The following is a 23460-nucleotide window of genomic DNA, read 5'->3' as shown; positions in this document are numbered from 1 at the left end:
TATACGTGTATAAATTCAATCTTTTAATCCTAACAGTTTAATACAAATTAGGGTATTCTTTCGGATTTACTTCGTGCAACATGGCATACACTTTTTCATAAATATCTTCAACAGATGGTTTACTGAAATAATCTCCGTCTGTACCATAAGCTGGTCTGTGAGGTTGGGCAGAAAGTGTCTGCGGTTTGCTGTCTAAATAATCGTAACCGTTTTGTATTTCTATTATTTGTTGAAGAATGAAAGCGGCAGCACCACCGGGCACATCTTCATCAACCACTAAAAGACGATTGGTTTGCATCAAACTTTTCTTAATGTCATGGTTAACATCAAAAGGCAAAAGTGATTGAACATCAATTATTTCACAGTCTATACCAACTTCTAACAATTCTTTAGCGGCTTGTTCAACCAAGCGTAAAGTTGACCCATACGAAACGATAGTTATATCGGTTCCTTTTTTGATGGTTTCAACTACACCAATTGGTGTAGTAAATTCACCAAGATTGGTGGGCATATTTTCTTTTAAGCGATATCCATTTAAACATTCCACAATCAAAGCCGGTTCGTCAGTTTTAAGAAGAGTATTGTAAAACCCGGCTGCTTTGATCATGTTTCTTGGAACCAATACATGAATACCACGAACAGCATTAATAATCATTCCCATTGGAGATCCGGAGTGCCAAATACCTTCCAAACGATGACCACGTGTACGAATGATTAAAGGAGCTTTTTGCCTTCCTTTTGTTCGGTATTGTAAAGTTGCCAAATCATCACTCATAATTTGAATTGCATACAAAAGGTAATCTAAGTATTGTATTTCTGCAATAGGGCGTAGGCCACGCATAGCCATACCTATTCCTTGACCTAAAATGGTAGCTTCTCTAATACCCGCATCTGCCACACGTAATTCGCCATATTTTTCTTGCAATCCTTCCAATCCTTGGTTAACATCGCCAATGTTCCCGGAATCTTCTCCAAAAATTAATACTTCAGGGTGTTTACTGAAAATAGCATCAAAGTTATCACGTAAAACTAATCGAGCATCTACAGCTTCATTCCCTTCATTATAAGTGGGCAAAACTTCTTTAACAGTCATAACCTGTTGAGCTGATTCAGAAAATAGATGCGAGCTAAACTTGGGTTGAATAGTTTCAATGTAATTTTTAATCCAAGAAGCCAATTGAGTTTGACTCTTTTCGCCCACAATCATGCGTAGAACTTTTCTGGCTATAGTAAGGATGTCTTTTCGAATAGGTTCTTTAATTTCTTTTAAGTCATTGGCATATTTTTGAATAAAAACACGATTTACGCTGGTAGAGGCAATGTTTTCTAATAAAGTTACCAATTCGTTTTGCTCTTTCTTAAATGGCTCAACAAAGGCAGTCCAAGCGGCTTTTTTACCTTCTAAAACCTCTTTTTTAGTTTGATTGTCAATTTCTTCAATTTCATCAGCAGTAGCAATATTATTTGCCATCATCCACAAACGCATTTGAGCTAAACAATCATATTCTGCTTCCCAAGCTAGGCGTGCTTCATTTTTGTATCGTTCATGGCTACCGGAAGTGGAGTGACCTTGCGGTTGAGTTAATTCGTTTACGTGAATAAGTACCGGAACATGTTCTTCACGTGCTATTTGGGCAGCTCGTTGATAAGTGCCAACCAACGCGGCATAGTCCCAACCTAAAACGGTCATGATTTCGTATCCTTTGTTCTTATCGTCCCTTTGAAAACCTTTTAGAATCTCAGAGATGTTTTCTTTAGTTGTTTGATAGCGTGCATGTACAGAAATACCGTATTCATCGTCCCAAACACTCATAACCATTGGTACTTGTAATACACCCGCTGCATTGATGGTTTCAAAAAATAAGCCTTCCGAAGTGCTAGCATTTCCTATGGTTCCCCAAGCAATTTCGTTTCCGTTTTCTGAGAATTTATTTTTTTTTGATAATTCTGATACGTTTCTATATATTTTTGAAGCTTGGGCTAATCCTAATAAACGAGGCATTTGTCCGGCAGTAGGTGAAATGTCTGCACTTGAATTTTTTTGTTTTGTTAAATCATTCCAATTGCCTTTTTCATCAAGTGAGTGCGTTGCAAAATGACCTCCCATCTGTCTACCACCACTCATTGGATCATGATTCAAATCGGTATGTCCGTATAAACCGGCAAAAAACTGTTGAATGGTTAACTGACCAATGGCCATCATAAAAGTTTGGTCTCGATAATAACCGGATCGAAAATCACCATTTTGAAATGCTTTGGCCATAGCCAATTGTGGTACTTCTTTTCCGTCACCAAAGATACCAAATTTTGCCTTACCGGTGAGTACTTCTCGTCTTCCAAGAAGTGAACACTCTCTACTTGTCATGGCAATTTTATAGTCGTTTAAAACTTCTGTTTTGAAATCTTCGAACGTCAACGCTTCTTTGGTTTCAGGTGTTGTCATAATTAAAAAAATCTAGTATCGAACAAATTTAAGTAAAAAGTTGGAATAATAACAAAATGAGAATAAAATTATATTTGTGATATTGTTGAAAAAAAGGTTTAAAAATTATGTTTGATTGATGTATTTATTGTAAATCAATTAAATTAATGAATTTAATTCAATTTATCGATGGTTTTTAAAGTTAATCAGAACCATTTTCTTGTAAATAAGCTAACGAGAACATTTGGACTGATAGTAACCATAAATCGGATTCGCTCGTCATAATTACTTTTTCCAATTTCCCAACCATTAGAAGAGTAAACAGGGAAATAAAGTTCAAAATAATCGGTAACCAAATTAAGTCGTAGACCACTATCGTAAACAAATTTGGCCGATTCACCTTTATTCTTTAAAGTACCGATATCGCCGTAAACTTCAATCCAATTCCAAATGTTTACACTAGAGTTAAATGTTGTAATCCATTCATTAGCATAAGGTGTATCTAATTTTGATTTAAAGGCTCCTTCGGCAACAATATATTGTTGACTGAACAATCCGGTTGTTTCAGAACGGCCATATAAACCATAGTCAAATAAATAATCAGTAGGACGGTCTAAAGCAAAACTAAAATAATCTGAATTGGTTTTACGATACAGAAATGACCCCGCAAAAAATCGTAGGTTAACTTGTCTGTTGCTCTCAAATAATTTTCGAAATTCTACTTCTGCTGCTAATTTTCCAAAGGAATTGGCAATTTGTAAATCTGTCCGAAGTGCAAAATGATTTTTTACTTCTGTTTTAACATTATGATACCGCATATTAAAAATGGAGTAATTTTCATTTCTCCCCTCTAAAGAGACAAAAGGAGATTGCTCACGCTCTACAATAATTTGTCTAATCATGAGTGATTCTTTTCGATTATCGCGATAATTATCCGGTCGTTTAAAGAATTGAACCATTGGGTTAAACCTCATATAACTTGCATCTTGTGCATAATCAAAAAACTGACCCGAAAATTGATACCGAATAAGATAAATAGGACTATTTCTTCTGAATTGATTTCCGATTACCCGAAAATTTCCAATTAATTTTTGAGTTAAAGTAGAATAGGCTGGATTGACATCAAACAATATCGGTTTGTTTAAAAATGTTTTGTTATGAAATCGAAATCCGGGCATCAAACCATTATACAAGTTATACTCTAATGTAGGTACATATAATATTTGATTGTGATAAGGGTCTTCTAAATCTTTTAAAAAATTAAATTTAATCGGACGATCATTGAAAGCAAAATTTTTGAGTGATTTCCAATTGTTCCGTAAGTTATATTCAGGCACTTCGTTTTGATAGTTTAATACGATTCTGTCTGCTTCGTTTTTTTTCATGGTGAATGTGCTATCATCTTTAATGTTCTCCAGCCATTCTTTAAAAACAATTTGATTTTTTTTTAATCCAAAAACAGGAATAGGAACAGTTGTTCCTGTTTTGTTTTGTACAGTAAATGTAATGCTATCATTTGATTTGGTGACGTTTGTAAATTTATAATCAATTAGTTTTCTTGAATTAATTATAGTTTCAAAAAACCAATCGATGTTCTTAGGACAATTTTTTCTGAGTATAATTTCAAAATCTTTTTCTGACGTTTGTTGGTTTTGATTTAATGCAAAAAAGGAGCTAATGCTCTGGTTTGCTAAATTGTTACCACAATAGTCATCCAGGTATTTTAAACTTAATCCGGCTCGATACTTACCGGCAATTTGTTCATTAAATTTGAGCAAGGTATTTTTTGGATTTCCGATTGGTTGATCTAAATTATTTCTAGCCATTAACATATAGTAATAACTATATTGCTCATTAAAATCCAGATTAAAAAGATTAAACCCTTTTAGGATTTTTAGTTTAGAAATATTTCCCATCATTTTCATATCGGGATAATGCTCATCGATATATTTCATCATTATGTAAACTTGGATAGCATCATAAATCCAATTTTCATCACGCGGATTAAGTTTCAAATTAATTTTTAAAAATTGATGAAGATAAGTTTTGAGAAATTTTATTTCATATAAAAATGAATCGGGAAAAGGACTGATAAATGCCGGCAACTGGTTTAGCCCGTAGAACGGATTACGCTCATAATCTGATTGAGAAACGATTACTTTTGAATTCTTACTTGTGCCAATATTTTCATTTGTGAATTTTACAATTTTATCAATTATAACTGCTTTTTGTATTTCGTCAAGACGATTATCTATGATATTAGTATAAACATCTGCAATAGCATTTTTATATCGATTAAAAGTTATTTTTTTTTCGGTATAAATGCTAAAATCTGTTTTTCCTTTGCCTTCCAATGAATAAACCGTAAAATTCTCTTTATTTTCAGAATTGATAATGTCTAAATCAGTGAAAAGCGTCTGCTCTTGAGGTATTTTAAATTGGATGTAAAAATCAGAAACCGCATTAGTAATGTCATCAACATTATAATTACTGTTCATGCAAAAACCATTTTTCTCTAATCGTGCAGGAGTTAAGTACCAATCCTTAAGATTAAAACCATCTTGGTTAGTATAACCAAATTTGGTGAATTTATCACTTGGTATTTTTACTTGATACGTTATAGTAAATTTTATTTTTTGACCCGGAGCTAATTTTTTTTTAAGTGAAACAGCAATCAAGTCAGGATGTCTTTCAGGTCTGCACCAATCCAAAAACGATTTGTTTTCATCAAGTAGGGTAATGTTAGATGTACTTCCTCTTTCATCCGGTTTGGCTAAATGAAAACTGCGAATAAATTCATCGGAAAAACGTTTTGCGAGGGGTGTGTTTTTAGTAGAGAATGCATTGTTCCAATCATTCAGAATAATGCTTCCTAAACTATCTTTACTACTGTTTTCAAATACAATCTCTTGATGTACTGTTAAGACTTTTTTTTCAGGAAGTAACTCAACATACATCACATTGCTATTCTGAGCAAGCAAATAGTTTCCACCTAATCCAATAGCAAAACAAAAGAGAATTTTTAGTACTCTATCCAATGGCAATTTTTTAGGTTGAAAGGTATTAAATTATTTACATCAAATCGTTATTAAAATGTTCAAATTGTTAAAATAACTAAATTTTAGGCTTTAATTCAGTAAATTTGCTCAAACTAAATAACCATGACAAAAAGATTACTTCTTTGGGTCTGTATTTTATTGCCATTTTGTTTCAATGCTCAGGTGGTGATTAATGAAATCGATACAGACACCCCCGGACTAGATGTATTGGAAATAATTGAATTAAAATCCGAGTCTCCTTATTTTTCTCTCGATGGTTATATTTTGGTGATGTTTAATGGTTTATCTAACGGAACAGGGACATTGAGTTATTACACTATTGACTTGAGTGGATTAACAACTGATGGAAACGGAATTGTTCTATTAGGAAATTCTCAGGTAAATCCGGCTCCATCAAGGCTTTTTCCTCAGAATACAATTCAAAACGGACCGGATGCTATTGCTTTGTACCAAGATGTTGTTGATGCCTTTCCTACAGACACGCCAGCTACTTCAATCAATTTAATTGATGCCATTATTTATGGTAATAGTGCAACACAAGCTACTGCTTTGCAATCTGCTTTAAATATTTCTGTACAAACTAATGAAAATGTAAATAGTTTAGCGGCTTCACAATCTATTCAACGAAAGAATGATGGTACTTACGAAGTAAAAACACCTACGCCAAGAGCTAATAATGACGGTAGTGGTATAATTTATAATGGAATTACAGTTACTCCCTCAGCTACAAGTCTCAGTGAGGGAGAAATGTTGACTATTTTATTTGAAACAGACTCTCCCGTAACTGAAACCATTAATATTACCCTAAGTTTAACGAATGGAACTTTTTTATCCGAAGATTTTTCCGGAAATCTTTCACTCACTATTCCTGTAGGAGCTTCAACGGCTTCAACGCAAATAGAAGTACTTAACGATGGTCTTAACGACGGAGACGAAGAAATGATTATAGTAGTAGGTTCTTTAGCAGAAGGATATATTACGCTTAACAACAATGTGAAAGTTCGTGTGTTAGACGTTAATTATCAAGTTGCCGACTGGGGAACTCCATTATCACCAACTTATGGAAATGTAACAAGTTCGGCTCCAAGCGGATATTATGATAGTTTAGAAGGACTTTCTGGGGATGCACTTAAACAGGCTCTCCAAGATATTATTGCAAATCCCGAAGTTGTTCGAGCACATTCGTATGGTGATGTGGTTGAAATTTTAAACAATGCAGATCAAAATCCGGCCAATAATAATCAGGTTTGGTTAATGTATGTAGAGCGTTCACAAACCAAGATTGATTATCAAACAGGAGCCAGTATAGTAGGTTTTTGGAACCGTGAGCATATCTTTCCGCAATCGCGTGGTGGTTTTTCGGGAGGAACTTCTTCTTTTCCTGACGGAATTGATACTTGGTTACCTACTAATGCTGATGATATTTTAGCGGGGCATTCAGATGCACATCATATCCGAGCAGAAGATGGTCAAGAAAATAGTTCCAGAGGAAACCGCGATTATGGTGGTAGCGATTACAATGGACCAACCGGAAATGCAGGAACATGGAAAGGCGATGTAGCTCGATCACTTTTTTATATGGCTGTACGTTACAACGGATTGAATCTCGTGAATGGAAATCCGTCTGATAATACAATTGGTGAAATAGGGGATTTAGGTTCTTTACTCTCTTGGAATGAATCTGATCCGGCAGATGATTTTGAAATGAATCGGAATAATTATATCTATACTTGGCAAATGAATCGAAATCCATTTATTGATTACCCTGAATTGGCAAATTATATTTTTGGAGAAAATTTTGGTGACCAGTGGTTTGCACCGCTTAGTGTAGTTGAAAACAATATAAATAGTGTAAAAGTTTATCCCATTCCGACTAAAGACGAAATTAACATTAGCGGAATTGAAAATCAGGCAAAAGTAACTTTGTACACGATAGAAGGAATTCAAGTATTCCAAACAATGATAAACGGATTTACACAACTAAAACTGAATGTAGCAACCGGAATATATTTAATGAATATTGAAACGGATACTCAAAAATTTACTAAGAAGATTATTGTCAAATAGTTAGGATTAAAAAACCGCAAATTTCAGAGGAATTTTGCGGTTTTTCTATTTTTAAAAGTTCGGACTCAAATTGTATTTTTTGTAGAAAGCATCAAGCACGGCTACTACTTCATCCTCTGTGTCAACAACTTTGATTAAATTCATGTCTTCAGGACTGGCATTTTTCTGTTTGTCAATCATAACATTTTTTATCCAATCTAACAAACCGGACCAAAATTCAGTCCCGACTAAAATTATTGGGAATTTACCAATCTTCTTAGTTTGAATTAACGTTACTGCTTCAAACAATTCATCTAAAGTGCCAAATCCACCAGGCATTACGACAAATCCTTGTGAATATTTGACAAACATTACTTTTCGCACAAAAAAGTAATCAAAATTTAAGTTTTTATCTTTATCAATATACGGATTGAAATGTTGCTCAAATGGCAATTCAATATTCAATCCCACCGAAGTTCCCTCTCCACGATGTGCTCCTTTATTTCCGGCTTCCATTATACCTGGACCACCACCCGTAATAACACCATATCCGGCTTTACTAATTTTATAAGCAATACGTTCGGCTAATTGGTAATATTTATCTTCCGGTTTTGTTCTTGCTGATCCAAAAATAGAGACACAAGGTCCAATTCTAGCCATACTTTCGTAACCATTTACAAATTCAGACATAATTTTAAAAATTGCCCATGAATCGTTGGTTCGAATTTCATTCCAAGTTTTTTGTTTGAATTTCTCTTGGATTCTATGATCTTCATTTTCGTACTGGTCTGCAGCCATTTTTCTTTTCGTATTAAATTAAACAAACGTGCTAAAATAGTTCTTTTTTAAGGAATTTAGCAGTTAGACTCTTTTTGTTTTTCACAATTTCTTCCGGAGTTCCCTTGCAAACAATTTCTCCACCGCCTTTTCCGCCTTCTATACCTATATCAATAATATAATCAGCCAATTTAATAACATCCATATTGTGTTCAATGACCAAGACTGTATTTCCTTTATCAACCAATTTGTTAATAACATCCATCAATACACGAATATCCTCAAAATGTAAGCCCGTCGTGGGTTCATCTAAAATATATAACGTATTTCCGGTGTCTTTCTTTGATAGTTCAGTTGCTAATTTGATACGTTGAGCTTCTCCACCCGAAAGTGTAGTACTTTGCTGTCCTAATGTGATATAGCCCAACCCAACATCTTGAATCGTTTTTACTTTTCGATGGATTTTCGGAATATTTTCAAAAAAATCTACCGCTTCATCAACTGTCATATTCAATACATCTGAAATGGATTTTCCTTTGTAGCGAATTTCTAACGTTTCTCTGTTAAACCGCTTGCCCATGCACGTTTCACATTCCACATAAACATCCGGTAAAAAACTCATTTCAATGGTGCGAACTCCTGAGCCTTCACAAGTTTCACATCGTCCGCCGGCCACATTAAAACTGAAACGACCGGCTTTGTATCCACGAATCATCGCTTCCGGTGTTTGTGTAAATAGGCTTCTGATTTCCGAAAAAACATCGGTATAAGTAGCCGGATTACTTCTAGGTGTTCTGCCAATCGGACTTTGGTCGATATCAATTACTTTATCAATATGTTCTAATCCTTCTATTTTTTTGTACGGTTGTGGTTTCTTTACAGCATTATAAAAGTACTCGTTCAAAATAGGGTAAAGGGTTTCATTGATTAGGGTTGATTTACCACTGCCCGAAACTCCGGTTACGCAAATAAGTTGACCTAATGGAAATTCAACGGTTACGTTTTTTAAATTATTTCCGGTGGCTCCTACTAATTTTAATACTTTACCATTTCCTTCCCGTCGTTTTTTTGGGACTTCAATTTTCATCTTTCCACTCATATATTGAGCCGTCATTGTACTCTCTAACAACAGTTGTTTTGGTGTGCCTTCACTGATGATTTTACCTCCAAACCGTCCGGCTTTAGGGCCAATATCTATTACCCAATCGGCTCGCTCAATCATATCTTTGTCATGTTCTACTACCAAAACAGAATTCCCAATATCGCGAAGATTTTCTAAAGAGTTAATTAATCGATCATTGTCTCTTTGATGCAAACCAATACTGGGCTCATCCAAAATATATAAAACACCTACCAATTGGGAACCAATCTGAGTTGCTAGTCGAATGCGTTGAGCTTCTCCTCCTGAAAGTGATTTTGAACTTCTGTTTAAAGACAAATAGTTTAACCCTACATCCAACAGAAATCGCAACCTTGCTTTGATTTCTTTTGTAATTTCGGAAGCAATGGCTTTTTGTTTTTCAGATAAATTTTCGTCAAGATTAAAAAACCAATCATATAATTCGGATATATCTAATTGCGATAAATCAGCTATATTTTTTTCATTGATTTTAAAATACAGTGTTTCTTTTTTTAAACGAGAACCCTTGCATTCCGGGCACTCAATTTCATCCATAAATTCTTTTGCCCAACGTTTGATTGATGAAGAATTACTTTCTTCATATTGGTTTTTTATAAAGTTAGCAATTCCTTCAAATTCAATTTTATATTCTTTGGTAATACCAAGTGTTTTCGATTCAACAGAAAATTTTTCTTTGCCTCCATTTAAAATCATTTCCATCGCTTCATCCGAAATGGTTTCAATAGCATCAGTTAATTTGAAGCTGTATTTTTCGCCAATGGTTTCCAATTGTTTAAAGATCCAGTTCGATTTATATTCTCCCAGTGGGGCAAATCCACCTTGTTTGATACTTAATTTAGTATTAGGAATAATTTTTTGAAGATTAATTTGATTGATTGTTCCTAAACCATTACAACATTCACATGCTCCTTTTGGTGAGTTGAAAGAGAAATTATTTGGCTCCGGATTGGGGTAGGAAATACCGGAAGTAGGACACATTAATGTGCGGCTAAAAAAGCGAATATCTTGAGTTTCATGTTCAATCACCATCATTACATCATTGCCATGATGCATAGCCGTTTTAATACTTTCAGAAAGACGTTTGTCCGTTTCTTGATCCGATTCAATCTGTAAACGGTCGATAACAATCTCAATGTCATGAGTTTTGTACCGATCTACTTTCATTCCAGAAACAATATCTTGAATTTCACTGTCTACACGTACTTTTACAAATCCTTGCTTTCCAATTTGCTGAAATAATTCTGCATAATGACCTTTTCGTGAACGTACAACAGGAGCTAAGATATTGATTCGTTTTCCACTAAACTGTTCTATTATTAGTGTTTTTATTTGCTCATCCGAATAGGATACCATTTTTTCGCCGGTATTATAGCTATATGCTTCGCCGGCTCTGGCAAATAGTAAACGAAGAAAATCATAAATTTCCGTAATGGTACCAACCGTTGAGCGAGGACTTTTACTAGTTGTTTTTTGTTCAATTGCAATAACGGGAGAAAGTCCGTCAATTTTATCTACATCAGGACGTTCCAATCCCCCTAAAAATTGTCTTGCATAAGCCGAAAAGGTTTCAATATAACGGCGTTGCCCTTCCGCATAGATAGTGTCAAAAGCTAATGAAGATTTCCCCGAACCCGAAAGTCCTGTAATCACTACTAGCTTTTCCCTTGGAATAGTAACGTCTATATTTTTTAGGTTGTGAGCCCTTGCCCCAATTACATCTATTGTCTCTTCAAAATGTTGCATACTTTTTTGGCAAAAGGCAAAGTTACGATTTTAGTAGCAAGATTTATTGTGACTAATAAGAAGAATTTGTTAAACAATTTCTATTTTTGAAAAAATAAAAAATGTAAACTTGAATTATGAAAATATTAGGTATCGGATCGAGAATTAGACATACAGAATTTGGTTTAGGTGTGGTAACCAATGTAACTTCCAAACATTACTGGGTTACTTTTATCGAAAACGGATTGGAAACTATTGATGTTGATAGTGAGTTTGAAGTGATTGAAGCTTTGGAGGATGAAGTAGATTCAGTAAGTTTTTATGAAGTAGAAAAGACCTTAAAAAATCTGCTTCAAAAATGGTCTGATGTCTCACAAATTGTACCGATTGCCGACAAATGGAAGGGAGGTAAACTTATTTTGGAACCCGGAACCGCCACACAAAGTAAAGAAGTGCCCATTGATACTTTTTTTCATAAAATTACAATGGTTCGTGACCGTTTACGCGTAATGGAACAAAAGATAAACGCAAGCAATTTAGACGAAGCAGAGAAAATAGATTTACAACAATATATCACACGAATTTACGGCAGCTTAACAACTTTTAATGTGTTGTTTAAAAGTACGAATGATTATTTTGTTGGGGAAAAGAGTAAGTAGTTTCAGTTGTAAATATCAGTAGAAAGGATGAACAACTTACTTAAAAAATGAAATACTACTCTTTATTTTTTAAATTTATTCGATTATCATACTTTTCAATCTGTTCCGATAAGCTTCAAAAATGGATGTTTTAGCAAACAAACCAATTACTTGATTGTTTTTTAATACCGGTAGAAACTCTTCTTGTGAACGATCAAATTTTTCCATGATAGTATCCATTGTTTCATCATAGTTAATTTGCTCTTTTGGAGGTCGCATAATGTCTTGTAGTGGGGTGAATTTTATTTTATAGCTATTGAATAGATAAGGTCTAATTTCTTCAAAATTAACGATACCAATCAATTCCTTAGCACCATTCACAACTGGAAAAACTGTTTGATTGTAATTGGACATTTTTTGAACTAAATCTTCCAAAGAATTAGATAATTGTAACGTTTGAATATTCATCAATATAAGGTTTGAAGGTGTAATTCCCGTAAGAATATTTCGGTCTCTGTCTTCTGTAAAAACCTCACCTTTGGCGGCCAAATTTTTGATATCGAAAGAATAGGGTTCATACCGTTTTGAAATAGCGAAACTTATTGATGATACAACCATTAACGGAACCATTAAACTGTATCCGCTTGTGATTTCTGCAATCAAGAAAATGGCTGTCAGTGGAGCATGAAACAACCCACTCAATATTCCGGCCATGCCAACCAATGTAAAATTACTAACCGGAAGTTTAAATCCTATTTGATTGAAAAAGCTAGAAAATACAAAGCCTAAATAAGACCCTACAAACAGCGAAGGAGCAAAGTTACCACCATTTCCGCCACTACCAATTGTAATGCTCGTAGCATATACTTTTATCAACATAGTTGCTCCTACAAAAAGCAGTAAAACCCAACCGTTGTCTTTAAAATTCTGTAACACAGTGTTTTCTAAAATTAGTTGCGGATTTGTATTAGCCAACATTTTGATACTTTCATAGCCTTCACCGAATAAAGTTGGAAAAAAGAATATAAGTATGGCTAAAATAAAAGCTCCATAAATTGCTTTACGGATTGGTTTTATTTTTGATTCTTCGAAATAATGTTCTATTTTACGGAAAGTTCTGGCATAGTTTATAGAAACAAAGCCCGAAAATACACCTAAAAGGATATAAAAAGGTAAGTTATGATAATCAAAATCGAGTTGTTTGCTGAAGAAGAAAAGAATTTCCTCTTTTAACAATATAGCAGACACGATAGCACCTGTTGCAGATGAAATCATAATAGGTATAAAAGCAGATATGCTCACATCCATCAAAACAACCTCTATGGCAAAGAGTACGCCGGCAATCGGTGCATTGAATGCAGCAGCTATTCCGGCTGCTACGCCACAAGCCAAAAGTAATGTTCTGTCTTTGTAAGATAAACGATAATTTTGAGCAAAATTACTGCCAAAAGCTGCTCCGGTAATAGTAATAGGTGATTCTAATCCCGCTGAACCTCCCATTCCCACAGTAAGTGAGCTTGTTATGATTTGAGCATACATTTGCTTTTTAGGTATAATTCCTGATTTTTTTGCAACAGCATACATAATTTGAGAAGTTCCCTTTTCAATTGTACCATCCAATACTTTTTTAACAACAAATGCAGTGAGTACAATTCCAATAAAAGGAAGAGTACTATTGCTGTAAGGTAAATGTAAAATGGAATCGATATATTGAGCAAAAATATACACCCAATGGGCAAAAGTCTTTAGAACAATCACAGCTAGAGCAGAGGAAATACCCACTAAAAAACAAGCCAAATATATAAACTGTCTTGGAGTAAGGAATGACTTTAAATAAAAAATAAATCCTTCCAGTCTCCTGAAGTTTTTTCTAAAAAAGATGTTGAAAGGTGATTTTTTATTGTCCGGCATTTAGTTGAAATATTTTGCAAAAATAACAATAAACGATTATTTCACTATGTTTCTAAGAGCTTCTTTTCTACTTAGTGGTTTTAGATTTGAATTTTCAACATAGTTTTGTACAGCAATAGGATTATATTTTCCATATTCTCTGAGAGCCCAACCAATTGCTTTTTGGATGAAAAAAGCATTGGATTGTTTGTGTTTTTCACACTCTGATTTTAATAGTTCAAAATAGGTATTTTTTTTATAACCCAACTGAAAAAGTATAGCACTCCTACTAAGCCACATGTTATCGGCATTGGAGAAGTGCTGAATCACATTTAGGGTTTTATCAGGAAATTGCAAAAGATAGTTTCCCAATAAGTATTTTGCTATCACATCTACACTATCCCACCAAGAATTTGTTGTAATCCACTTTTCAATTAGTGAACCATCATCCGGCAGGTAATTTTTGTTGATTTCTTTTACTATAATCTCTATCCCACAATAATGAAATTCGCGTTCTTTTTTAGTAAAAAGTATCCAACAGATATCTCTAAAATTAGATTTTATTTCAGCTTTGTGTTTTTTCCAAAGATGATGTAAGATTGCTTTTCTTTCCTCTGCTTGAATGCCTAAAAATGAAAAATTATATTTCATGTAAGCTTCCATCTGCTTTGCCTTTGTAGCGTTTCGATAAATATTTAGTTCTGTTTCTAATGCTTGAATAAAATTCATTGTAAAAAAGTTAATATCCGATGGCTTTATCATCGCCTCTTTTGTCTGCACCACCTTCATATTTACCGTTTGGCAAAACCAAAATAGCATCTACTTTTCCTAAAATAGGTGTCGCCTTTTCGTTGATATGGTATTTTTTCTTTTTTAGCGAATTCATTATTTCTATTGAAAAATAATTGGGTTCAAAAATCACCTCATCCGGCAACCATTGGTGGTGAAAACGTGGAGCATTTACTGCTTCCTGTATGCTCATATTATAGGTAGCCACATTTAAAAAAGTTTGCAAAACCGATGTAATGATGGTGGAACCTCCCGGAGTGCCTAAAACCATAAAAAGTTTACCTTTTTTTTCAACAATTGTAGGGGTCATTGAACTAAGCATTCTTTTTTGTGGAGCAATACTATTGGCTTCGGAACCGGTTAAACCAAACATATTAGGTTCACCGGGTTTGGCTGAAAAATCATCCATTTCATTATTCAGGAAAAATCCCAATTCATCACAGTATAATTTTGAACCGTAAGCATCATTAATTGTTGTGGTAGCAGAAACTGCATTACCGAACGAATCTACTATGGAATAATGGGTAGTTTCCATACTTTCAGAAAATTGAATATCTCCGTGAGCAATTGAATCAGAAGGAGTCGCTTCCTCAAAAGAAAAAGTTGACATTCGTTTTTTCAAATAATCCTTATCTAGTAATTCTTGAATGGGGATTTTTACAAAATCCGGATCACCCAAAAAATGATTTCTATCGGCAAAAGCTCTTCGTTCGGCTTCCACCAATAATTGAATGTATTTTTCAGAATTATGTTGAATTTTATACAAAGGGTAGGGTTCTATCATTTTTAAAATTTGACCTAGTGTGATTCCGCCACTACTGGGAGGAGCCATCGAAATCAATTTAAAATCATGGTAGGTAATCGATATTGGATTTCGCCAAACAGCTTCATACTTTGCTAAATCTTCTACAGTCATAATGCCGCCTTTAGCTTGAATATATGCAACTAATTTTTTAGCGGTATCTCCTTTGTAAAATTCATCTCTACCGTTTTTAGCAATTTCCGCTAAAGTTCTAGCCAATGTAAGATATCGAATTGTATCTTTCTCTTTAAATTTTGTAGCTAACAGCGTATTTTCATGATTTGCATTGATGATAACTTCGCGATATTTATTTAACCGTTCTTCTTGCTTTTTGGTTACAACCACACCTTTTTTAGCTAACTCAATTACCGGATTAAGGATAGTTTCAATTGGTAGTGAGCCAAATTTTTCATGTACGGCAAAAATTCCGGCAATCGTTCCCGGAACACCAATACTTTTGGCAGATTCTGTACTTAAACCTTTAATTACATTTCCGTTTTTATCTAAAAACATAGATGAGGTAGCAGCTAAAGGAGCTTTTTCACGATAATCTAAACTGCCGATTTCTCCATTATTTTTTCTGTAAACCATGAATCCGCCACCGCCAATATTTCCCGCATAAGGATAAGCAACGGCTAAAGCTAATTCGGTTGCAATCATGGCATCAAAGGCATTTCCGCCCTTTCGCATAATTTCAACTCCAATTTGTGAAGCTTCTTCACGAGCAGAAACCACCATTGCCTTTTCGGTAACTAATCCGGTTGAAATTATAGTTTGCTCCGTTTTGCATCCTATTAAAAAGAATAAAAATAAGAATGAAAAAGGTTTCATAAAGTAGCTAATTTTTCTTGGCAATGTTGTCGCAATTCTTTAAAAAAAGCAGTAAATTCTTCTTCAAATTCGGGATAAAATTCTTTTAATTCATTAATTGAAAGATGCATATCAACTCGGTTTTTAGTTCGATGATCCATCTGAAATAAAATCATTGATAGTCCTTCAATAGTGGCATAACTCACAAACCAATTACGGGCAATCATATAAGGCATCATCCCTTTGGTTCTTTCGGTTAAGATGTCATAATGACTTCGCAAATTTTCATAAAAATCGTTCGCCACTTTCTCTAAAGGTTGATTGGAATAGTTGCCCCAATTCTTAGCCAAAAAATGATCATAAAAAATATCGATAATTACACCTGAATAATGTCCGTATTTTTCATGCAAACGATGCTTACTTTTTCTAAAAATAGGATGAGCATCGGTAAATGTATCAATGGCTCGGTGTAAGATAATTCCTTTTTGAATTTCCTCGGGATAATTCAAATAATCGTTACCACGAATTCCGTCGGCCATGAAATTACCGATTTGAATTAGTTTATTATCACCCGAAAGATAAATATGTGCCAGAAAATTCATTTGCCTAAATTAGGAATTTATTCTTAAAAATTGAATTTTATATCATATTTGCAAACTTTCATTTTTTTATATTTGTACAGTTTTTACATCAAAAATAGTCTTAAATAATAAATATCAATGACGTTAATCAAATCAATTTCAGGAATCAGAGGAACAATTGGCGGAAAAGTTGGCGACAATTTAACACCGGTAGATGCGGTAAAATTTGCTTCGGCTTATGGAACATTTTTAAAAGCGGGAAACGGGAAGTTGGAAGCGGAAAGAAAGCTGAAAGTAGTAATTGGTCGCGATGCCCGAATTTCAGGGCCTATGATTCATAATTTGGTGGTTAATACGCTTGTTGGTTTGGGAATTGATGTAATCGATTTGGGTCTTTCTACCACGCCAACCGTAGAAGTGGCTGTACCTATTGAGAAAGCAGATGGTGGAATTATTCTAACTGCTTCTCATAACCCAAAGCAATGGAATGCGTTAAAATTATTGAATGCAAAAGGTGAGTTTTTAAGCGGAGCCGATGGTGCAGTCATCCTAGAAATTGCTGAAGCGGAGGCATTTGATTTTTCGGATGTAGATAATTTAGGCAAAATTACCGTAAACGATGCTTATATGGATATCCATATTGATGAAGTGTTGAATTTACCTTTAGTTGATGCTGAAGCCGTTGCCAAACGTAAATTTAAAGTGGTGGTAGATGGTGTCAATTCTTCGGGCGGAATTATTATTCCAAATTTATTAGAACAAATGGGTGTGGAAGTTGTTAAATTATATTGCGAACCTAATGGTCATTTTCCACACAATCCGGAGCCATTAAAAGAACATTTGGGTGATATTTGCGAATTGGTTGTGAAGGAAAAAGCCGATTTCGGAATTGTAGTGGATCCCGATGTAGATCGTTTAGCTTTTATTTCGAATGATGGCGAAATGTTTGGGGAAGAATATACGTTAGTTGCTGTGGCGGATTATGTATTGAGTAAAACTCCGGGTAATACCGTTTCAAATATGTCTTCGTCGAGAGCGTTACGTGATATTACCAAAAAACACAACGGAAATTACCAAGCCAGTGCGGTGGGAGAAGTAAATGTAGTAGAATTGATGAAAGCAACTAACGCTATTATTGGTGGTGAAGGAAATGGTGGTATTATTTATCCTGAGTTACATTATGGACGTGATAGTTTGGTTGGTGTAGCTTTATTTTTAACACATTTAGCTAATTTGGACATGACGGTGGCAGAACTTCGTGCTTCTTACCCGCAGTACTATATGAGCAAAAACAAAATTGAATTAACTCCTGAAATTGATGTAGATGCTATTTTGGTTGAGATGACAGCTAAATATGCTCATGAACAAATTTCTACGATTGATGGTGTAAAAATTGATTTTGCCACAGAATGGGTGCATTTGCGAAAATCAAATACGGAACCAATTATTCGAATTTACACCGAAGCTCCAACACAAAAGGAAGCGGATGCATTAGCAATTCGAATCATTGATGAAATCAAAGCTGTCATTTCAAAGTAAAATGAAAAAATCGATTTCGGTTATTTTTTTATTTGTTTCTATTGTAGCTTTTTCACAAAGGTTTACAAAGGAAGAACGCAACTTTATTTTGGAAGCCGATTCAACACAGCAATTCAAAGTAATTCAAATTACAGAACCGAATGAATTAATAATATTGAAAGCAGTTTCAACGGATATTAATCCCAAAGATAAATTACTTCCAATTGTAGCAAAAAGAATGTATTTAGCTATGCTAAATCCGGAAAACCCCGGAATTGGTATTGCCGCTCCGCAAGTGGGAATCAATCGAAATTTATTTTGGGTGCAACGTCTTGACAAACCAGGAGAACCGTTTGAGTTTTATATTAACCCAAAAATTGTTTGGCGTTCAGAATTACTTCGTAAAGGAATGGAAGGTTGTTTGTCAATTCCTGAAGATACAGGTAATGTGTATCGAAATTATACTATCAAAATTACTTATTTTGACTTAAAAGGGAATTTTAAAGAAGAAATAGTGGAAGGTTTTACAGCTGTTATTTTTCAACACGAAGAAGATCATTTAAACGGAATTTTGTTTACCGATAGAATAACTGAACAATCGGGTTGGAATGTTCAATCGATTAATAATGATGTAAACTTGTTTTTGAAGAATAAATTGAAACGCAACTAATCTTAAAACTTAAAAAAGAAAAATACCACGGCAACCCACTCTTTTTTGACACCTTTGGCATAGCCAATTGTTGAATAATTATTGTTCTGAACGGTTCCGTCGTCTTTGATGTAGCCTAAAGTGGAATAGTTGTTATTTTGAACAGTGCCGTTTTCTTTCACATAACCAACTGTTGAATAATTATTGTTTTGAATGGTTCCGTCGTTTTTGATGTAACCAATTGTGGAATAATTGCTATTCTGAATTGTTCCGTTTTCTTTGATGTAGCCAACTGTTCTGTAATTTCTGTCCTGAATTGTGCCATCGTTTTTGATATAACCGGTTGTGCCGTAATTGTTGTTTTGAATGGTTTGACCGATAGAAATCAAAGATGAAAAAAGAACAAAAAGGATTATGATTTTTTTCATGGTTTTAATTTTTCTCTAAAACGTCTTTCAAAGAAACTTTATAAATCCTGCTTAAACCGTTTTGGTATTTCTGAATTTCCGATTCAAATTCGCTTATGTTTTGAAAGGATTTTGTAGCGGGAAGACTTCTTTTACTCGTAAAAAATAATGTTTGGGTAGAAGCGTCATAAAACGGACAATAATCCATACTATCCGAATTAAATTCTTTCAAGTTGAATGATTTTTTCCAATTACCGTTTTCATCTTTAAAACTAATATACAAATCACCGCTTCCCAAACCATCCGGTGAGCCATAAATTGTATAGATTAAAAATGTTTCATCAGGTGAAATGTAGGCGTTGAATTCATATCCTTTGCTATTAATATTTTCATCTAAACGGATTGGGTTTTCATAATTTTTTCCATTCCAAACGCTCATAAAAATATCATCTTTTCCCATTGATTTATCAGAATCAGAAGTGTAATAGAGGTTTTTATTGCTTGCAACCGTAGGATAAAATTCATCGGCAGAAGTGTTTATCGGATTTCCAATATTGATAGGAGCAGACCATTCACTTTGATTGTTTTTTCGTTCCACATACCAGATATCAAAATCTTTTATTTTACCATTTTCTCTTAAAGGTCTATTGGAAGCAAAATAAAGTTTCAAGCCATCACTTGATAAAAAAGGTTCTAAATCTTTGTATTTTCCAGTAAACGAAACCAATTCGGGTTTGCTCCATTGGTCTTTGACTTTTTTTATAATTGCAATGGCAGATAATTTTTCATTCGGACTTACAATGGTAAAATATGCTTCATTTTGGTTGGAAGAAATCGTAAAATCCCTTATATGATAATAGTTTGAAAGAAACTCAAAAGCCGGTTCTACCGCATTATTTTGAGCCTTAACAAGTGAAGTAATACTTAATAGGAAAAGTAAATATTTTAGCATATTTGATTGTTTTAAATCAATCAAATATACTTGAATTAATGTGTTAAATATTCTGTTTGTAATTAATTTAACATAGATAACCCAATTGTTTTCACGATAGTAATTCCCAAAAAAATGTATCTTTGTCCAAATCATTTTTTGATATGACTACAACGGAAGAAACGACGCAATTAGAACTGTATTTTCAACAATTTCGTGAAGATATAATCGGAATCAATCAAGAATTTGTTTCGCCTTTCGGCAAGCAAAAAATGATTTATACAGATTGGACCGCCAGCGGAAGATTATATCGTCCGATTGAAGAAAAATTAATGAATGATTTTGGTCCTTATGTTGCCAACACACATACTGAAACCACGATTTCAGGAACGGCGATGACGATGGCCTATCATCAAGCGAGAAACATTATCAAAAAGCATGTGAACGCTAACGAAAATGATGTTTTGATTACTGACGGAACCGGAATGACCGGAGTGGTAAATAAATTCCAACGAATTTTAGGTTTACGGATTGCTGAAAATTTAAAAGAGTTTACCAATATTCCAAAAGCAATCAAACCCATTGTGTTTATTTCGCACATGGAACACCATTCCAATCAAACATCATGGTTAGAAACGATTGCCGATGTTGAAGTGATTCCCGCTGATACAGAAGGACTTTTCTGTTTAAATGAATTCAAAAAAATAATTGAAAAACATAAAGACAGAAGTTTTAAAATTGCTTCTATCACTTCATGTTCTAACGTAACAGGTATCAGAACACCCTACCACGAAGTGGCAAAAATTATGCATCAAAATAATGGTGTTTGTTTTGTTGATTTTGCTTGTTCAGGACCTTATGTAGAAATCGATATGCATCCGGATAATGAAAGTTATTTAGATGCAATTTTCTTTTCACCACACAAATTTTTAGGTGGACCCGGAACTTCAGGAGTGTTGGTTTTTAATAAAAACTTATACAAAAATAATGTACCCGATTGTCCGGGTGGTGGAACAGTTTCGTGGACCAATCCGTGGGGCGGACACAAGTACATCGACAACATTGAAGATAGAGAAGACGGAGGAACTCCGGGCTTTTTACAAGTCATCAAAACGGCCTTAGCTATTCAGTTAAAAGAAAAAATGGGTGTTCAGAATATTTTAGAAAGAGAGCATGAGCTGGTTGATTATGTTTTTGATCAATTGGGGTCAATAGCAAACCTGACCATTTTGGCCAATCAACATAAAAATCGATTGGGGGTAATCTCTTTTTACATTGACAATTTACACTACAACTTGGGCGTAAAATTATTGAATGATAAATTTGGTATTCAAACTCGTGGAGGTTGTAGTTGTGCCGGAACTTACGGACACTATTTGCTTCATGTGGATGAAGAAACTTCAAATGAATTAGTTTGCCAAATTACATCAGGAGATTTAATCAAAAAACCGGGATGGATTAGAATGTCTATTCATCCAACCACCACAACCGAAGAAATTAAATTTGTTTGTGAAAGTATAAAACAATTAGCCGAAAACCACACGACTTGGGCTAATGATTATGTTTATGATGGAAAAACAAACAACTTCCGTCACAAAAACGATTTAGTTTTAGAAAAAGAAATGGTGAAAGGTTGGTTTTTGTAGTTTATTTTACATACTTAAACCGCTTGTGCGTCCACAAATAATATTCAGGAGCCTCCAAAATCTGATTTTCTAACTTTTTCATGAACAAGTCTGTTATTTCGTAATCAGGAACTGTAGTAGGATTTTCGGACAAGGTTTTAAATGTTGCTTCGTAATAGCCGCGTTTAATTTTTTTTACTTCCATTAACAGTACAGTCATGTCAAATCGCTTGGATAGCATTTCGGCACCCGTTTGAAATGGAGTTGTAACCCCAAAAAAAGTCCCCCAATGGTGTGCTTTTGATGATTTAGGTGATTGGTCACTGGCAAAACCATAAATACCCAAATGACCTTTTCGATAATTTTTTTCAATAGTTGAAATTGTTTCTTTGGTAGTAATTAATGTTGCTCCGAACTTGGACCGAATATCACGAACCAATTTATCAAAATACCGATTTGCAATTTTTTTATAAATAGCAAAGCCTTCAAAGCCAAGGTTTTTGTTCATAGAGATAGACCATTCGTAACTGGCATAGTGAGATGTCAGAACAGCAATACTTTTTCCTTTCGACTCTAATGCTCTTAAATCACTTAAATTCTTACAAATAAACCGTTTGTTCATTTCTTTTTCAGAAATAGTGAGTGTTTTAATCATTTCTAAAAAAACATCACACAAATGATGGTAAAATTTTTTTTCAATTTGAAGCAGTTCTTTTTCGTTGAGGTGTGGTAATGCAATGGATAAATTTTTTCTAACCGTAATTTTTCGGTAACCAATTATATAATAAACGAGTAAAAATATAGTGTCGGATAAAAAATAGAGTAACCGAAAAGGAAGCACAGAAATTATCCAAAGGAGGGGATACGTTAGAATAAAAGCAATAAATTGCATGCCAAAATTTTTTGCAAATATAAGGTAATTTCATCTTTTATAAGTCAAGGTTTAACAATTGGTAAAGAAACAATTGTTATTTTTACGGTTCTAAAAAAAGTATATGAGTATTGCCTTAATTGTTATTATTGCCGCAAATGTATTGGTTAGTTTTAAAGCGTTTGACGATCAGTTTTTTTTCAGAAAATATGAATTTCATATTGGCAGTATTCGTGCCGGCGAACATCTGCGGATGATTACATCTGCATTTTTGCATGTAGACATAGCACATTTGGCTTTTAATATGCTGACTTTGTATTTCTTTACACCGGTTGTCATTGATTTTATGGGTGTGCCATCTTTTTTGATGGTTTATTTTGGAAGTTTGTTATGCGGAAGTTTATTGACTTTGCAATTTCATAAAGATGAATATCACTACAGAGCGGTTGGAGCTTCCGGAGCTGTGACAGGAATTTTGTATGCAGCGATATTGCTTAGACCGGATATGAGTTTGTATTTGTTTTTTATTCCAATCCCGATTCCGGCTTATATTTTTGGAATTGGCTATTTGCTTTATTCCATTTACGGAATGAAATCCCGAAATGATAACATTGGTCATACCGCACATTTTGGCGGTGCTATCGGAGGTTACTTAATCACACTATTCAAAGAGCCGCAAATGTTGACAGAAAACACCTTAATGGTCGTGTTATTAGCTATACCAATAGTTATTCTTTTTATCTTGGCTAAAGCAGGAAAAATTTAATGAAAATAATTTTGGC

General features: G+C 34.2%; 17 protein-coding genes. 6 read left to right on the top strand and 11 right to left on the bottom strand.

Annotation, left to right across the window (positions count from 1 at the left end):
* Window positions 1-37: 37 nt before the first annotated feature.
* Complete coding sequence (locus R2782_RS01195; protein WP_371266230.1) at window positions 38-2443, bottom strand: thiamine pyrophosphate-dependent enzyme; 2406 nt, start codon at window positions 2441-2443, stop codon at window positions 38-40.
* A gap of 185 nt (window positions 2444-2628) precedes the next feature.
* Window positions 2629-5460 carry an aminopeptidase gene (locus R2782_RS01190; protein ID WP_371266229.1) on the bottom strand — a complete coding sequence of 944 codons (2832 nt, stop codon included), beginning with the start codon at window positions 5458-5460 and terminating at the stop codon, window positions 2629-2631.
* Window positions 5461-5583: 123 nt separating this feature from the next.
* Between R2782_RS01190 and R2782_RS01185 the strand changes: the two genes are divergently transcribed.
* Window positions 5584-7548, top strand: coding sequence for an endonuclease (locus R2782_RS01185; protein ID WP_371266228.1), 1965 nt, complete (start codon window positions 5584-5586; stop codon window positions 7546-7548).
* A 51-nt stretch (window positions 7549-7599) separates the two neighbouring features.
* Here the strand turns inward: R2782_RS01185 and R2782_RS01180 are convergent, their stop codons facing one another.
* Together R2782_RS01180 and uvrA are read right to left on the bottom strand one after the other, a co-directional pair.
* Entirely contained in the window at window positions 7600-8325 is a 726-nt protein-coding gene (locus R2782_RS01180; RefSeq protein WP_371266227.1) for a TIGR00730 family Rossman fold protein, read from the bottom strand.
* 31 nt (window positions 8326-8356) lie between these two features.
* The gene (gene uvrA, locus R2782_RS01175; protein WP_371266226.1) at window positions 8357-11188 is read right to left on the bottom strand and encodes an excinuclease ABC subunit UvrA; all 2832 of its coding nucleotides are present in this window, start codon (window positions 11186-11188) and stop codon (window positions 8357-8359) included.
* 116 nt (window positions 11189-11304) lie between these two features.
* Here uvrA and R2782_RS01170 point away from each other — a divergent pair, with 116 nt between their 5' ends.
* Window positions 11305-11826: a hypothetical protein gene (locus R2782_RS01170; RefSeq protein WP_371266225.1), complete on the top strand. Its 522-nt coding sequence runs from the start codon at window positions 11305-11307 to the stop codon at window positions 11824-11826.
* A 75-nt stretch (window positions 11827-11901) separates the two neighbouring features.
* On the opposite strand, the gene R2782_RS01165 is transcribed toward R2782_RS01170, so the two are convergent.
* The 4 genes from R2782_RS01165 to R2782_RS01150 are packed head-to-tail and all read right to left on the bottom strand — an operon-like array spanning window position 11902 to window position 16698.
* Window positions 11902-13716, bottom strand: coding sequence for a chloride channel protein (locus R2782_RS01165; RefSeq protein WP_371266224.1), 1815 nt, complete (start codon window positions 13714-13716; stop codon window positions 11902-11904).
* 36 nt (window positions 13717-13752) lie between these two features.
* The gene (locus R2782_RS01160; RefSeq protein WP_371266223.1) at window positions 13753-14424 is read right to left on the bottom strand and encodes a DNA alkylation repair protein; all 672 of its coding nucleotides are present in this window, start codon (window positions 14422-14424) and stop codon (window positions 13753-13755) included.
* Between the two features lie 10 nt (window positions 14425-14434).
* Entirely contained in the window at window positions 14435-16117 is a 1683-nt protein-coding gene (gene ggt / locus R2782_RS01155; RefSeq protein ID WP_371266222.1) for a gamma-glutamyltransferase, read from the bottom strand.
* The gene (locus tag R2782_RS01150) at window positions 16114-16698 is read right to left on the bottom strand and encodes an ACP phosphodiesterase (protein WP_371266221.1); all 585 of its coding nucleotides are present in this window, start codon (window positions 16696-16698) and stop codon (window positions 16114-16116) included. The genes ggt and R2782_RS01150 overlap by 4 nt, the downstream gene beginning before the upstream one ends.
* Window positions 16699-16815: 117 nt before the next feature.
* Here R2782_RS01150 and glmM point away from each other — a divergent pair, with 117 nt between their 5' ends.
* Both glmM and def read left to right on the top strand, forming a co-directional pair.
* Window positions 16816-18216 carry a phosphoglucosamine mutase gene (gene glmM / locus R2782_RS01145; RefSeq protein WP_371266220.1) on the top strand — a complete coding sequence of 467 codons (1401 nt, stop codon included), beginning with the start codon at window positions 16816-16818 and terminating at the stop codon, window positions 18214-18216.
* Between the two features lies 1 nt (window position 18217).
* Entirely contained in the window at window positions 18218-18865 is a 648-nt protein-coding gene (gene def, locus R2782_RS01140) for a peptide deformylase (RefSeq protein ID WP_371266219.1), read from the top strand.
* A 2-nt stretch (window positions 18866-18867) separates the two neighbouring features.
* Here def and R2782_RS01135 read toward each other — a convergent pair whose 3' ends face one another.
* Window positions 18868-19272: a 5-fold beta-flower protein gene (locus tag R2782_RS01135; protein WP_371266218.1), complete on the bottom strand. Its 405-nt coding sequence runs from the start codon at window positions 19270-19272 to the stop codon at window positions 18868-18870.
* Window positions 19273-19276: 4 nt separating this feature from the next.
* Window positions 19277-20338, bottom strand: coding sequence for a hypothetical protein (locus R2782_RS01130; protein WP_371266217.1), 1062 nt, complete (start codon window positions 20336-20338; stop codon window positions 19277-19279).
* 8 nt (window positions 20339-20346) lie between these two features.
* Between R2782_RS01130 and R2782_RS01125 the strand changes: the two genes are divergently transcribed.
* Entirely contained in the window at window positions 20347-21828 is a 1482-nt protein-coding gene (locus R2782_RS01125; RefSeq protein ID WP_371266585.1) for an aminotransferase class V-fold PLP-dependent enzyme, read from the top strand.
* 1 nt (window position 21829) lies between these two features.
* Here the strand turns inward: R2782_RS01125 and R2782_RS01120 are convergent, their stop codons facing one another.
* Window positions 21830-22699, bottom strand: a complete 870-nt coding sequence (locus R2782_RS01120; RefSeq protein ID WP_371266216.1) for a lysophospholipid acyltransferase family protein — start codon at window positions 22697-22699, stop codon at window positions 21830-21832.
* Window positions 22700-22802: 103 nt separating this feature from the next.
* Between R2782_RS01120 and R2782_RS01115 the strand changes: the two genes are divergently transcribed.
* Window positions 22803-23444, top strand: a complete 642-nt coding sequence (locus tag R2782_RS01115; RefSeq protein WP_371266215.1) for a rhomboid family intramembrane serine protease — start codon at window positions 22803-22805, stop codon at window positions 23442-23444.
* The last annotated feature ends 16 nt before the right edge of the window (window positions 23445-23460 follow it).

This window comes from Flavobacterium sp., from assembly GCF_041392085.1.
Lineage (GTDB): Bacteria > Bacteroidota > Bacteroidia > Flavobacteriales > Flavobacteriaceae > Flavobacterium.
This window is presented reverse-complemented; position numbering and strand designations above follow the sequence as displayed.